This is a genomic window from Tessaracoccus palaemonis (genome assembly GCF_019316905.1).
GTDB classification, from domain to species: domain Bacteria; phylum Actinomycetota; class Actinomycetes; order Propionibacteriales; family Propionibacteriaceae; genus Arachnia; species Arachnia palaemonis.
Genome location: NZ_CP079216.1, coordinates 2719188 through 2731636 on the forward strand (window position 1 = coordinate 2719188; position 12449 = coordinate 2731636).

Consider the following 12449-nt stretch of genomic DNA (forward strand, 5'->3'; position numbering starts at 1 on the left):
GGGTCAGCGGGCGACGGTGAACAGGTCGCCGGGCTGGCAGCCCAGCGCGTCGCACAGCGCGGTCAGCGTGCTGAACCGCACCGCCCTGGCCCGCTGGTTCTTCAGGACGGACAGGTTCACGGCCGTGACGCCGATCGTCTCCGCGAGCGCGGCCAGGGTCATGCCGCGCTCGTCCAGGAGCCGGTCCAGGTGACATACCACCTTGTGGTCGTCGTCGGCCGGCATGTCAGACCAGCCCCTCGACGTCTTCCTCGAGCTTGACGCCGCGCTCAAGGATCGCGGCGACCAGCGCCATCATCACGCCGAAGGCGAAGATCAGAAACTGGGTGCTGGTGATCTCGGCGACGAAGATCGATCCGTCCCCCAGGACGAGGTCCGTCATGGCGCCCGACGCGATGCCCGAGATGAGCCAGTGCAGCAGTCCACCGAAGACCAGCGTGACACCGGAAGCCTGCAGGCCGCGGACGTTGCGGATCGTGAACGGGTCGCCCTTCTCGGCCGACGCGGTCACGCGCCACAGCGCGACGATGACCGAGATGGCGGCCATCGTGAGCACGATGCCGGGGAGGATCAGCAGCACGCTGATGCCGACGGGGACGTCGGGCACCTCGACCTGCACGAGCGCGGGCGGCACCAGCGTCGCGCCCTTCGCCATGGCGCCGGCGGCCGCCTCGTCGACGGAGATCCTCCCCACCATCGGCTGCCCCGTGACAGCCCGCAGCAGCGGCACGCCGACGGTGGCCAGCGTCACGACGACGCCGCACAGGACGAGCACGACGCGGGAGACGGCGTAGTCGGCGCGGGAGAACCAGGCGACGGGTCGCGACATGGGAACCAACTTCCTCACTAGTATCGAAAAACGATAGTATCGACTACCGATACGGGGGTCAACGGAGCCCCGTCGGCTTGTCGGATGCGGTAGACATCTGTCATGACCATCGACCTGATCGCCCTGCGCCGTGAACTCCACCAGATCCCCGAGGTCGGGCTGCAGCTGCCCCGGACCCAGGAGCGCATCCTGCAGGCCCTCGACGGGCTGCCGCTGGAGATCACGTTGGGCCAGAGCGTGACGTCGGTCGTCGGCGTGCTGCGCGGCGGTCGCCCCACCGAGGGCAAGCGTCCCGTCGTGCTGCTGCGCGAGGACATGGACGCGCTGCCCGTCGAGGAGCTGACCGGGCTCGAATACGCGTCAACCAACGGCGCGATGCACGGCTGCGGGCACGACCTGCACATGTCGATGCTGGTCGGCGCCGCGCACGACCTGTGCGCCCGGCGCGATGAGTTGGCCGGCGACGTCATCTTCATGTTCCAGCCCGGAGAGGAGGGCGCGGACGGCTGCCGTTACATGCTGGAGGAGGGCCTCCTCGACGTGGCCGGGTCGCGCCCCGACCGCGTCTACGGCATCCACGTCTGGTCGTCGCTCGACCCGTGCGGCACCTTCTCGACCAAGCAGGGCACGGTCATGGCCAGCTCGGACGAGGTGCGCGTGCGGATGGTCGGGCGCGGCGGCCACGGCTCGTCGCCGCACCGCGCGGCCGACCCCGTCCCAGCACTCGCCGAACTCACCACGGCACTCCAGACCGTTGTCACGCGCCAGTACGACGTCGTGCAGGACCCTGTCGTCATCACCGTCGGCCTCCTGCAGGCGGGCACCATGGCCACGGTCATCCCCGAGGAGGGGCGCCTCGCCGCGACCATCCGAGCGTTCTCCCGCGAGGCCCGCGACCGCGCGGTGGGCATGATCCCGCTGGTCGCCGACTCCGTCGCCGCCATCCACGGCGTTCAGGCCGAGTTCGAGCTGATCGAGCAGTATCCGGTCACGGTCAACGACGACGAGCAGGCCGACCTGGTCGCCGGGCTCGTCGGCGAGCTGTTCGGAGACGATCGGCACCTGCGCTGGCGGCACCCGCTGCCGGCCGCGGAGGACTTCTCGCGCCTGCTCGAGACGGCCCCCGGCTGCTTCATCGGTCTGTCGGCCTGCCCGCCGGAGCTCGATCCGGCCACCGCCCCGTTCAACCACTCGGCCTACGCCCGCTTCGATGACTCCGTCGTACCGGACGGCGCCCGCCTGCTGACCGAACTGGCGCTGCGCCACCTGGCCTGATACCCCTCCCGCAACCGGATTGACCGCGACACAATGGCATCCATGCGACCCATGCTGGCGACACCCACCGCGACCCCCGGGGTTCCCCCGTCGGGCGACGAGTGGGTCCACGAGGTGAAGTGGGACGGCGTCCGAGCACTGGCCGAGACCGTCAACGGCGAACTCAGGATCTACAACCGCAACCAGGTCGACGTGACGGTCGCCTACCCGGAGATCGTCGCCGGGGCCGTCGGCCTGCCCGACGGGCTGCTGTTCGACTGCGAGATCACCGCTCTCGATCCGACGACCGGGATCCCGACGTTGCAGGCCATCGCGCCGCGGATCCACGTGAGCAACGCGAAGAAGGCGGCGAAGCTCGCCGCGGAGCGTCCCGCGCTGCTCGTCGTGTTCGACCTGTTGCGCGAGGGCGGGGCCGATCTCACCGGGCTGCCACTTGAGGAGCGCCGTCGGCGGCTGGCCCTCATCGACCTCGACCGTCCGTGCTGGCATCTGTCCGACGTGTTCGACGACGCGGAGGCCATCACGCAGTTCACGGCCGACGCGGGCATGGAGGGGGTCATGAGCAAGCGCCGCGGCTCCCGCTACCAGCCGGGTCACCGCAGCCCCGACTGGGTGAAGACGCCCCATCGCAGGGAGGTCGTCGCGGTGATCGGCGGCTGGGTCCCGCAGGCCGGCACCGACAACGTGCTCGGCGCCCTGTGGGTCGGACACGCGACCGACGAGGCGACCTTCGATGCCGACCCGGTCCTCTACCCGCTTGCGCGGGTGGGCTCGGGGCTGAAGTCGAAGGAACGGGACGCGCTCATGACGGTGCTGCGCGGCCTCGCCCGCGACACCGCCCCGTTCCACCCGCTCCCAGAGGGGCCCGAGGTCCGGCGAACGCACTGGGTCGAACCCATGGTGTGCGTGCAGATCCGCTACCTGTCGACGTCGAAGGGCGGGGCCCTGCGCCAGCCGGTGCTGCGTAAGCTCCGCCCCGACGTCAGCCCGGTGGAGGCCTCCACGGCACCGACCGTCTGACCCCGGGTCGCCGGGCCCACCCCGGGTCGCCGAGCACTTCGACAAGCTCAGCACAAGCCTGTCGAGGTGCCTCGAAGCGAAGCGAGAGGACTCCCCCGACCCAGAACCCCCTTCGCTCCACTCAGGGCCCTTCGACAAGCTCAGGGAACCGAATCGGTAGTCCCTTCGTTCCGCTCAGGGCCCTTCGACAAGCTCAGGGAGCCGAATCGCCGGGCCCACCCCGGGTCGCCGAGCACTTCGACAAGCTCAGCACAAGCCTGTCGAGGTGCCTCCAAGCGAAGCGAGAGGACTCCCCCGACCCAGAACCCCCTTCGCTCCGCTCAGGGCCCTTCGACAAGCTCAGGGAGCCGGGTCGCCGACCTGAACCCCGGGTCGCCGAGCACTTCGACAAGCTCAGCACAAGCCTGTCGAGGTGCCTCGAAGCGAAGCGAGAGGACTCCCCCGACCCAGAACCCCCTTCGCTCCGCTCAGGGCCCTTCGACAAGCTCAGGGAGCCGGGTCGCCGACCTGAACCCCGGGTCGCCGAGCCTGTCGAGGTGCCTCGAAGCGAAGCGAGAGGACTCCCCCGACCCAGAACCCCCTTCGCTCCGCTCAGGGCCCTTCGACAAGCTCAGGGAACCGAATCGGTAGTCCCTTCGCTCCGCTCAGGGCCCTTCGACAAGCTCAGGGAACCGGATCGCCGACACTTCGACAAGCTCAGCACAAGCCTGGCGAGGTGCCTCGAAGCGAAGCGAGAGGTTCCAACCCGCCCGCGGACGGCACACCGCCGCGGAACGGCTGGCGGGACCCCCGCCCGGGGAGGGCACTACTCTGGTGGGCGTGACCGACGACAAGCAGATCGCCACGCTGCCTCCGATCGAGGAGCTGCACAACGAGGTCGTGCGCAGCCCTCGCACGGGCGAGCCCCGCCGCCCTGCGGTGCTGCTCGTCGCCGCGATCCTGCTCCAGCTCGCCGTCGCCGCCACCGCCGTCGCCTACGCGCACCACTGGTGGCTCGCCGTCCACCCGTCTTCGTACCCCACGTCCGCCCGGCTGATCGCCTGGGTCGAGCCCGATCCCGGCAAGTGGCTCTCGCTCACCCTCGAGGCTGCCCTGGCAGCCGCGACGGTGCTGGCCGCGGGAGCCGCGGGCGTCGCGGGCTTCCAGGCCTGGAACGGCTGGCGCTGGTCCCGCTGGGCTGGGCTCGTCGCCGTCGGACTCGTCGGCGGATACCTCGCGATCACCAGCACGTGGGCCGTCCCGGCCCTCGCGCTGACGGTCCTCGGCGCCGCGCTGCTGTTCCTCCCGCCGGTGACACGCTACTTCCGCGACCAGGACCGCGTCCGCGCCGAACGACCCGAGCTCTACCGACGCCCCGAGCGCGTCTTCTACGGCCGCCTCCCCCGCTTCCGCTGATCTGGGGCGAGGTTGATCGTGGTTTCCGTCGGCCGGCCGACGGAAACCACGATCTGCTTCCGCGGGACCTGGCAGGTCTGTCTGCTGCGGTGGCGTCCGCCGGCAAGGGGTGGCGCCGGCACTAGGCTGCCGACATGGCCGGCTCCAGCGCTTTCCTCGACGGCGTGCTGCGCGTGCTCCGCGGCGTCGCGGACACCGCACTCAACAACGCGACCCGCCCCGGTTCGGACAACGCCGCGCGACGCGGCGACCCCCGGCCAACAAAGCCTCGGACCGACGGCAGCCGCTCAGCCGCCCGGCCCTCAGTCGACGGCGGTGACTACCCCGGCGACTACGACCGGCTCCCCGACATCGTCTACAGCCCCCGTCACGACGGGGAGCCGGACCCGGGCGAGATCGTGTGGACCTGGGTCCCCTACGAGGAGGACCCCACACAGGGCAAGGACCGGCCGGCGCTCATCATCGGGCGCGACGGCGGCTGGCTGCTCGCGCTCCAGGTGACCAGCCAGGACCACGACCGCGACGCGGAGCAGGAGGCCGAAGCCGGCCGATTCTGGGTCGACATCGGCACCGGGGCGTGGGACCCGCAGCACCGCCCCAGCGAGGCCAGGGTCAACCGCATCATCCGCATCGACCCCGACGCAGTACGCCGCATCGGCGCCGTCCTGGACCGGCCGACCTTCGAGGCGGTCGCCGTCGAGGTGCGCCGGCACTACTAAGACGGCTCCGCCATCGGTGAACACCATGCGGAACTACGTGACCGCGATTGTTCCGGCACGCCGGTCGGCTGCTTGAATATCTCACCATACGGTTGAAGGAGTCGGGTTGATCACTGTGAAAGACCTCACGAAGGTCTATTTCCAGGGCAAGCGGGAGGTGCGCGCCCTCGACGGCGTGTCGCTGAGCGTCCCGTCCGGTTCCATCCACGGCATCATCGGCCACTCGGGCGCCGGCAAGTCGACCCTGGTGCGCTGCCTCACCCTGCTCGACCACCCGACGTCGGGCACCGTCGAGATCAACGGCGTCGACCTCACCGCCGCCCGCTCCGACGCGCTGCGGACCGCGCGCCGCCGGATCGGGCTGGTGTTCCAGCAGGCCAACCTTTTCGACTCGCGCACCATCGCCGACAACGTCGGATACCCCCTCGAGATCACCGGCGTGCCGCGCACGGAGCGCGAGGCGAAGGTCGCGGAGCTGCTCCGTCTCGTCGGCCTCGGGGACTCGGGCAAGGCGTACCCCGCTCAGCTGTCCGGCGGAATGCGGCAGCGCGTCGGCATCGCCCGGGCGCTCGCGACCGACCCTGACGTGCTCCTGTTCGACGAGCCCACCTCGGCGCTCGACCCGCGCACCACCGACGAGATCCTCGACCTCATCGTGCAGCTGCGCAACCACCGCTCCGACCTCGTCGTCCTCGTCATCACCCACGAGATGCACGTCGTCAAGAAGATCTGCGACTCCGTCTCCCTGCTCGACGGGGGCCGGGTGCTCGAGTCCGGGCCGCTGACCGAGGTCGTCAACCGCCTCGACGGTCGCCTCAGCAAGGCACTGCTCGGCATCCCGCCGCACGAGTCGATCGACGATTCACGCGGCACCCTCGTCGACGTCCTGTCCGCCGGCGAGCGGGCGAACCAGCCCGTCGTCGCGATGGCGTCGCGCGCCATCGGCGCCGAGATCGCGATCATCGCCGGCAGCGTCGAGCACCTCGCCGGAACGACCTTCTCGCACCTGCGCCTCCTCGTCCCGCCGGACGCTGACCCGCAGGCCGCGATCGCCGAGTTGCGCAAGCTGGGCGCCGACGCGCGACTCACCAGCGAGCTGACCGAGGAGGACGCGGCGTGATCCTCCTCGACACCTGGCTCAGCAACCCGGCCATCCAGAAGGCCCTCCTCCCCGCCCTGTGGGAGACGCTCATCATGGTCGGCATCTCGTCGCTCGCGACCGTCATCATCGGACTACCACTCGGCGTCGTGCTGTTCGTCACGCAGAAGGGCGGGATGAGCGAGAACCGTCCGGTCAACGTCATCCTCTCCAGCGTCATCGTCAACATCACCCGCTCGATCCCCTACGCCATCCTGATGCTGGCGCTGATCCCCGTCACGCGCGTGCTCGTCGGGACATCGCTCGGCCCGATCGCGGCGTCGGTGTCGCTGGCGATCGGCGCGATCCCGTTCTTCGCCCGTCTTGTCGAGTCCGCCCTGCGTGAAGTGCACCCCGGCAAGCTCGACGCGGCGCACGCGATGGGCTCGACGAAGCTGCAGTCGGTCACCAAGGTGCTGATCCCGGAGGCCATGCCGGCGCTGGTCGCAGCAGTGACCACCACCGTGGTCGTGCTGATCGGCTACTCCGCCATGGCGGGCCTGATCGGCGGCGGCGGCCTCGGGCGCCTCGCCTACAACTACGGCTTCCAGCGTTACCAGCTCGATGTGATGGTCATCACGGTGATCCTGCTGGTCATCATCGTCCAGCTGGTCCAGTGGATCGGCGACAGGATCGGCAAAGCCATCGACCACCGCTGATCCCCCAAGAACTTCCCACGTACCGGGAAACGGCCACCAGGCCACAGAAGATGGCCGACTTGTTGTCGGCCCAGAGCAAGGAGTACTCCTCATGCGAAAGATTCTCACCGTAGTCGCTGCCTCGTTGGCAGCCACCCTCGCGCTGTCCGCGTGCGGCTCGTCGACGACGACCGACACCTCCAGCGCCCCCGCGACCCTGGACCCGGCCAGCCCGACGAAGCTCGTCGTCGGCGCCAGCCCCGTCCCGCACGCCAAGATCCTCGAGTACGTCCGCGACAACCTCGCCGCCGACGCCGGCCTCGAGATCGAGATCCAGGAGTTCGACGACTACGTGCTGCCGAACGAGGCCCTGGCCTCCGGCGAGCTCGACGCGAACTACTTCCAGCACGTCCCGTACCTCGAGAGCCAGATCGCCGAGAAGGGCTACGAGTTCTCGCACGGCACCGGCATCCACATCGAGCCGTTCGCGCTGTTCTCGAACCAGTACGACTCGGTCGACGCGATCCCCGACGGTGGCACCATCGCCATCACCAACGACCCGTCGAACCAGTACCGCGGCCTGAAGCTCCTCGAGGACAACGGTCTGCTGGCCGGCATCACCGAGGACACCACCGTCCTGACCCTGAGCGACGAGCAGAACCCCAAGGGCCTGGCCTTCGAGGAGTCGCAGCCTGAGGTCGTCGTGAAGCAGCTGGACGATCCCAAGGTCGCCGCGGCGCTGATCAACGGCAACTTCATCCTGAACGCCGGGCTGAAGGCCGAGGACGCCATCGCGATCGAGTCCGTCGAGAACAACCCGTACGCCAACGTGCTCGTGTGGCGCACCGAGGACGACGGAAACGCCGCCATCGCGAAGCTCGACGAGCTGCTGCACTCCGACGAGGTGGCCGAGTTCATCAAGTCCGAGTGGCCCGCAGGTGACGTGATCCCCGGCTGATCACCCACCGCTGAGCCCTGAGGGGCATCCGGCAACCGAGGGGCCGTCACGCGAGAGCGTGGCGGCCCCTCTCGCGTCCCCCGACAGACCCGCGGGGCCGCTCGCACCGGTAGGGTGCAGATGTGGCGCGCGCAGTTCTCTTCGACCTTGATGGCACTCTCGCGGACACCGTTCCGGTGATCGCGCACCACATCGCGCTCACGGTCACCAGCTTCGGCACCCTGGTGGTCCCCGAGGCCGTCGTCCCCTACGTCGGCAGGCCGCTCGAGGTGGCGCTGGTCGAGCTCAGCGGGCTGCAGCACGACGACCCTCAGATCCCCGAGATGGTCGCCGCCTACCGCGAGACGTGGCGCAGCGTCGTCGACGAGCACGGCGTCACCCTGCTCCTGCCTGGCGCGCGGGCGCTGCTCGATTCGCTGCGCGAGGCCGGGCTGAGCGTCGGCGTCGTCACCGCCAAGACCACCGACGGGGCCGAGCACCTCCTGCAGGCGATCGGCATCGCCGACCTGGTCGACATCGTCGTCGGCACCGACCTCGTGACCCATGGGAAGCCCGCCCCCGACTCCGCCCTCCTTGCGGCGGAGCAGCTCGGCATCGATCCCAGCGCCACCTGGTACGTCGGCGACGCCGTCTCGGACGTCGTGATGGCGCGGGCCGCCGGCATGCGGCCGCTCGGCGTGACCACCGGTGCCAGCTCCGCGGAGGAGCTGCTCGCCGCCGGCGCAGAGCTGGTCGTCTCGGAGGCCTCGGCTGTCGCGCCCGTCGTCCTCGCCGGTGACGCATGACCTCCCCCGACGCTGGTCGCGCCGCGCCGTCGCCCGGGGACGCGGCGCCCACGCATGATGAGCCGCACCGCGAGGGGCTGGCTCAGCGACTGAACTGGCTGCGGGCCGGTGTGCTGGGCGCCAACGACGGGATCGTATCGGTGGCGGCGGTCGTCGTCGGCGTCGCGGCCGCGACCACCGACTCAGCGACCGTGCTGCTGGCCGGCATGGCAGCGCTGATCGGAGGTGCGATCTCCATGGCGCTGGGCGAGTACGTCTCGGTCAGCAGCCAGCGCGACACCGAGCGGGCGCTGATCGCCAAGGAACGCGAGGAGCTGCGGACGATGCCCCGCGAGGAGTTGGCCGAGCTGGCCGACCTCTACGAGCAGAAGGGCCTGTCGCCGGAGACCGCGCGGAGGGTCGCGGACGAGTTGACGGCCCACGATGCGCTCGCGGCGCACCTAGACGCTGAGCTGCACATCAGCGCCGACGACGTCGTCAGCCCGTGGCGGGCAGCGGCCGCGTCGCTGGTCGCGTTCACACTCGGGGCCGTGCTACCCATGCTGGCGATCCTGCTGCCGCCCGCCGGGCTGCGGATCCCGGTGACTTTCGTGTCGGTGCTGGTCGCGCTGGCGGCGACGGGCGCCGTCGCCGCGTGGATCGGCGGCGCGCCGTGGGGTCGGGCCGTCGCCCGCACCGTCGTGGGCGGCGCCCTGGCGCTGGCGGCCACCTACGGCATCGGCGTCCTGCTCGGCTCCTGACGCCTGGTCTCACGCTTGCCCCTTCGGACAACCCCTTCGCCCGGTCCTTTCCCTTCGACAAGCTCAGGGCCCTTCGACAGGCTCAGGGAACCGGGTGGCTCAGGGACCGGGTGGCGGAGCCTTCTCGGTTCGCCGAGCCACCCGGGTCGCCGAGCTTGTCGAGGCGCCTCGAGCGAAGCGAGAGGAAAACCCGCGCCCGGGTCCCAACCCTTCGCTCCGCTCAGGGCCCTTCGACAGGCTCAAGGACCCGAATGCGCTCAAGGACCGGGACCTCAACCCACCGACGCCGGACGCGTGGCGATCAGCGTGAAGCTGGCCGGCAGGCGTTCGGGGCGGTCCGAAAGCCGGTACTCACCGTCGTCGCCGAGCGTCATCATCCCCGGCAGCGCATCCCAGGGCACACTGTCGTGCTCGACGAAGGTCTCGATGGTCAGCCCCGCGGAGAGCACCGCCGTTAGGATCTCACCGATCGAGTGGTTCCACTCGGCCGAGACGGGCGAGGCCACCGGCGTCGACCCCGCGTAGCTCGTCTCCTCACACCAGACCCGGTACTCGGGCTGTGTGTAGTAAGCGAACTCCAGCGCGGGGCTCATCCCCCCGGGGGCGGTCATGTCGGGCTGCTGGCCGCGCTCCGCATACTCGTCCCCGACGACCACGGCCGCCAGTGAGTTCAGCACCGGGTGCCCGTCGCGGATGAAGAGCCTGCCGCCGGGCCGTAGCAGCGCGGCGACGGTGCGTGCCCAGCGGTCGATGTCGGGGAGCCAGCAGATGGCGCCGATGCCGGTGTAGACGAGGTCGAAGCGCCCCGGACCCAAGGCCTCCACGGCGCCGTACACATCGGACTCCACGAAGTCGACGTCGACGCCGACCCGCGCGGCGAAGGTCCGGGCGTGGGCCAGCGCCCGCGGGGCGAGGTCGAGTCCGGTCATCCGCGCGCCGAGCCGGGCCAGGCTGACGGTGTCCGTGCCGATGTGGCACTGCAGGTGGACGGCGTCGAGCCCGGTCAGGTTGCCGAGCCGGGGCCGGTCGAACGCCACGACGTCGGAGATCCACGCTGGGTCGTCGAACGCCTCCAGCTGGTAGCCGTCGGGGCCGACGTGCACGTCCGCCCGCGCGTCCCAGTTGGCGCGGTTGATGTTCAGATAGCTGTCGTCGGTCACTTCTCTCCTCCTTGCAGTGGTTGGTGGGGCCGCGGCGCGGAAGCGGGTCGCCGAGCTTTCCCGGTTCGCCGAGCCTGTCGAGGTGCCTCGAGCGAAGCGAGAGGACACCTCCTTCGCTCCGCTCAGGGCCCTTCGACAAGCTCAGGGAACCGGAGCGGCTCAGGGAACCGGGTCGCCGAGCTTGTCGAGGTGCCTCGAGCGAAGCGAGAGGAAAACCCTTCGCTCCGCTCAGGGCCCTTCGACAGGCTCAGGGAACCGGTGTGGCTCAGGGCCCTTCGACAGGCCTGCGCTGAGCTTCGTCGAAGTGCTCAGGGAACCGGTACGTCAGCCGACCTTCAGCTCGCCCATCTCGTCCCAGTCGTCGCCGTCGACCTGGCGCGACACGATCTTCGGCGTCGTGGACAGGTACGGCGGGAGGTCGACCTGCATCTGCTTGAAGTGGGCCGAGTTCACGTGCGGACCCGCACCATCGTCGTCGAAGGCCTCGACAAGGACGTACTCGTTGGGGTCCTTGACGGAGCGCGACCACTCGAACCATTTGTTGCCCGGCTCGGCGAGCGTCGCCTCGGTGAAAGGGCGCGAGATCTCGGGCCACTGGTCGGCGAACTCCGGCTTGACAGGGAACTTCACGACGATGAAGTACATCGGCATCCTCCTTGATCGGTTACTGCCACCCTAGGGCCTCAGCGATTTCTCGAACGCGGCCTCGACGAGGATCGGGCGGAACCCGAGGGCCTCGTTGACGTCGAGCATGTAGCGGTTCTCCTCGGCGTTCCACGTGACGATGGCAGTGGCGTCGGGCGCGGCCTCCCGCACCTGGACAAGGTTCGCGGCCTTGACCATCATCCCCAGCCGGTGGCCCCGGTGATCAGGATGGACGATGGTGTCCCACTGGTCGACGAACGCGTCGGGCGCGTCGCGCTCGAGCATCAGCTCGCTGATGGCGACCGCCCGGCCCGAAGGTCGGTGGCGGATGACGGCGACCCAGCGGCGCATGGTCGGAAGCATGGAATCCTCCATGCGGCGGACGCGCTCGGCATCCCACGTGGTCTCGACGACGGTGAGCCCGCCCGACGGCGGGTCGACGCTCATCCGCTCCTTGAGGACGGCGATGTCGGCGAGGAACACGTCCGGCGTCGCGCCCTCCCAGGTGAGCGCCTCGTACTCGTCGCCCGCCGCGGCGGCCGCCGAGTCGCGGGCGACGACGGGGTCGACGAGCGGGGCTGCGAAGTCGTAGCGGCTGACCCGCTCGATCTGGTGCAGGACATAGCCACGGCTGAGCGCGAACCGGACGCCGTCGTGGTCGGCGGGCGCCGCGCCGATTCCGCTGGTCGGGACGACGCGGTCGTCGCCGGGGCGGGGGGCCTCGACCCAGGCCGTGGCGCGCTTCGCTCCCCGTGCGGCGAGCCGCTCGTCGAGGCGGGCGGCAAGCTCCCCGCCGATGCCGCGGCCGCGCTCGTCGGGCAGGACGAAGACGAACACCTGGGGTGCGTCGGGATCGTCGACGAGTTGGACGGACAGACTGGCGAAGCCGACGGGGCGGTCCTCGTCGACGGCGAGGAGGCGCTCGGTCGTCCGCTCGGCCAGGTTGGCCCGTGCCCGGTGGAGGGAGGCTTCGTCGGTGGCGTCCCAACCGGGACCGTCGATCAGGAGGTGGTTGCTGGTGCGTATCAGCTCGCAGTAGGCGTGCCAGAGGTCGTCGGGCTGCTCGGGCAGCGGGACGTCGATGATGGAAACAGGCATGAGGTGTCCTCGGGTGGTGAAAGGGGTGTGTTCGGGCGCGCGACGGACG

At 70.1% G+C, this 12449-nt stretch carries 14 protein-coding genes; 9 read left to right on the plus strand and 5 right to left on the minus strand.

Annotated features, from left to right (window positions below; translation table 11 throughout):
- Nucleotides 1-3 precede the first annotated feature (3 nt).
- Nucleotides 4-225 (minus strand): helix-turn-helix domain-containing protein, encoded by a 222-nt coding sequence (locus KDB89_RS12420; RefSeq protein ID WP_219081501.1) that lies wholly within the window; start codon nt 223-225, stop codon nt 4-6.
- A 1-nt stretch (nt 226) separates the two neighbouring features.
- Nucleotides 227-829 (minus strand): DUF2975 domain-containing protein, encoded by a 603-nt coding sequence (locus KDB89_RS12425; protein WP_219081503.1) that lies wholly within the window; start codon nt 827-829, stop codon nt 227-229.
- 102 nt (nt 830-931) lie between these two features.
- On the opposite strand from KDB89_RS12425, the gene KDB89_RS12430 reads away from it, so the two are divergent.
- The 9 genes from KDB89_RS12430 to KDB89_RS12470 all read left to right on the plus strand — a co-directional run bounded on the left by KDB89_RS12430 (nt 932) and on the right by KDB89_RS12470 (nt 9497).
- Nucleotides 932-2104, plus strand: a complete 1173-nt coding sequence (locus KDB89_RS12430) for a M20 metallopeptidase family protein (RefSeq protein WP_219081505.1) — start codon at nt 932-934, stop codon at nt 2102-2104.
- 42 nt (nt 2105-2146) lie between these two features.
- Entirely contained in the window at nt 2147-3124 is a 978-nt protein-coding gene (locus tag KDB89_RS12435; protein WP_219081507.1) for an ATP-dependent DNA ligase, read from the plus strand.
- Nucleotides 3125-3943: 819 nt separating this feature from the next.
- Nucleotides 3944-4519, plus strand: a complete 576-nt coding sequence (locus KDB89_RS12440; protein WP_219081509.1) for a hypothetical protein — start codon at nt 3944-3946, stop codon at nt 4517-4519.
- A 134-nt stretch (nt 4520-4653) separates the two neighbouring features.
- On the plus strand, nt 4654-5238 hold the full coding sequence (locus KDB89_RS12445; protein ID WP_219081511.1) for a type II toxin-antitoxin system PemK/MazF family toxin: 585 nt from the start codon (nt 4654-4656) through the stop codon (nt 5236-5238).
- Between the two features lie 115 nt (nt 5239-5353).
- Entirely contained in the window at nt 5354-6358 is a 1005-nt protein-coding gene (locus KDB89_RS12450) for a methionine ABC transporter ATP-binding protein (RefSeq protein WP_255556455.1), read from the plus strand.
- On the plus strand, nt 6355-7035 hold the full coding sequence (locus KDB89_RS12455; protein WP_255555936.1) for a methionine ABC transporter permease: 681 nt from the start codon (nt 6355-6357) through the stop codon (nt 7033-7035). Before KDB89_RS12450 ends, KDB89_RS12455 begins: the two co-directional genes overlap by 4 nt.
- A gap of 91 nt (nt 7036-7126) precedes the next feature.
- The gene (locus KDB89_RS12460; protein ID WP_219081515.1) at nt 7127-7972 is read left to right on the plus strand and encodes a MetQ/NlpA family ABC transporter substrate-binding protein; all 846 of its coding nucleotides are present in this window, start codon (nt 7127-7129) and stop codon (nt 7970-7972) included.
- Nucleotides 7973-8094: 122 nt separating this feature from the next.
- The gene (locus KDB89_RS12465) at nt 8095-8757 is read left to right on the plus strand and encodes an HAD family hydrolase (protein ID WP_219081517.1); all 663 of its coding nucleotides are present in this window, start codon (nt 8095-8097) and stop codon (nt 8755-8757) included.
- Nucleotides 8754-9497, plus strand: a complete 744-nt coding sequence (locus KDB89_RS12470) for a VIT1/CCC1 transporter family protein (RefSeq protein WP_219081518.1) — start codon at nt 8754-8756, stop codon at nt 9495-9497. The genes KDB89_RS12465 and KDB89_RS12470 overlap by 4 nt, the downstream gene beginning before the upstream one ends.
- Before the next feature lie 272 nt (nt 9498-9769).
- Here the strand turns inward: KDB89_RS12470 and KDB89_RS12475 are convergent, their stop codons facing one another.
- From KDB89_RS12475 to KDB89_RS12485, 3 genes are all read right to left on the minus strand, one after another.
- On the minus strand, nt 9770-10657 hold the full coding sequence (locus tag KDB89_RS12475) for a class I SAM-dependent methyltransferase (RefSeq protein WP_219081520.1): 888 nt from the start codon (nt 10655-10657) through the stop codon (nt 9770-9772).
- A 324-nt stretch (nt 10658-10981) separates the two neighbouring features.
- Nucleotides 10982-11302: a putative quinol monooxygenase gene (locus KDB89_RS12480; RefSeq protein WP_219081523.1), complete on the minus strand. Its 321-nt coding sequence runs from the start codon at nt 11300-11302 to the stop codon at nt 10982-10984.
- 30 nt (nt 11303-11332) lie between these two features.
- Nucleotides 11333-12400, minus strand: coding sequence for a GNAT family N-acetyltransferase (locus KDB89_RS12485; RefSeq protein ID WP_219081524.1), 1068 nt, complete (start codon nt 12398-12400; stop codon nt 11333-11335).
- Nucleotides 12401-12449 lie beyond the last annotated feature (49 nt).

Excerpts from the sequence above, each read along its gene's own strand:
- KDB89_RS12420 (WP_219081501.1), bottom strand. The coding sequence starts at position 225 with ATGCCGGCCGACGACGACCACAAGGTGGTATGTCACCTGGACCGGCTC.
- KDB89_RS12425 (WP_219081503.1), bottom strand. The coding sequence starts at position 829 with ATGTCGCGACCCGTCGCCTGGTTCTCCCGCGCCGACTACGCCGTCTCC.
- KDB89_RS12430 (WP_219081505.1), top strand. The coding sequence starts at position 932 with ATGACCATCGACCTGATCGCCCTGCGCCGTGAACTCCACCAGATCCCC.
- KDB89_RS12435 (WP_219081507.1), top strand. The coding sequence starts at position 2,147 with ATGCGACCCATGCTGGCGACACCCACCGCGACCCCCGGGGTTCCCCCG.
- KDB89_RS12445 (WP_219081511.1), top strand. The coding sequence starts at position 4,654 with ATGGCCGGCTCCAGCGCTTTCCTCGACGGCGTGCTGCGCGTGCTCCGC.
- KDB89_RS12460 (WP_219081515.1), top strand. The coding sequence starts at position 7,127 with ATGCGAAAGATTCTCACCGTAGTCGCTGCCTCGTTGGCAGCCACCCTC.
- KDB89_RS12470 (WP_219081518.1), top strand. The coding sequence starts at position 8,754 with ATGACCTCCCCCGACGCTGGTCGCGCCGCGCCGTCGCCCGGGGACGCG.
- KDB89_RS12480 (WP_219081523.1), bottom strand. The coding sequence starts at position 11,302 with ATGTACTTCATCGTCGTGAAGTTCCCTGTCAAGCCGGAGTTCGCCGAC.
- KDB89_RS12485 (WP_219081524.1), bottom strand. The coding sequence starts at position 12,400 with ATGCCTGTTTCCATCATCGACGTCCCGCTGCCCGAGCAGCCCGACGAC.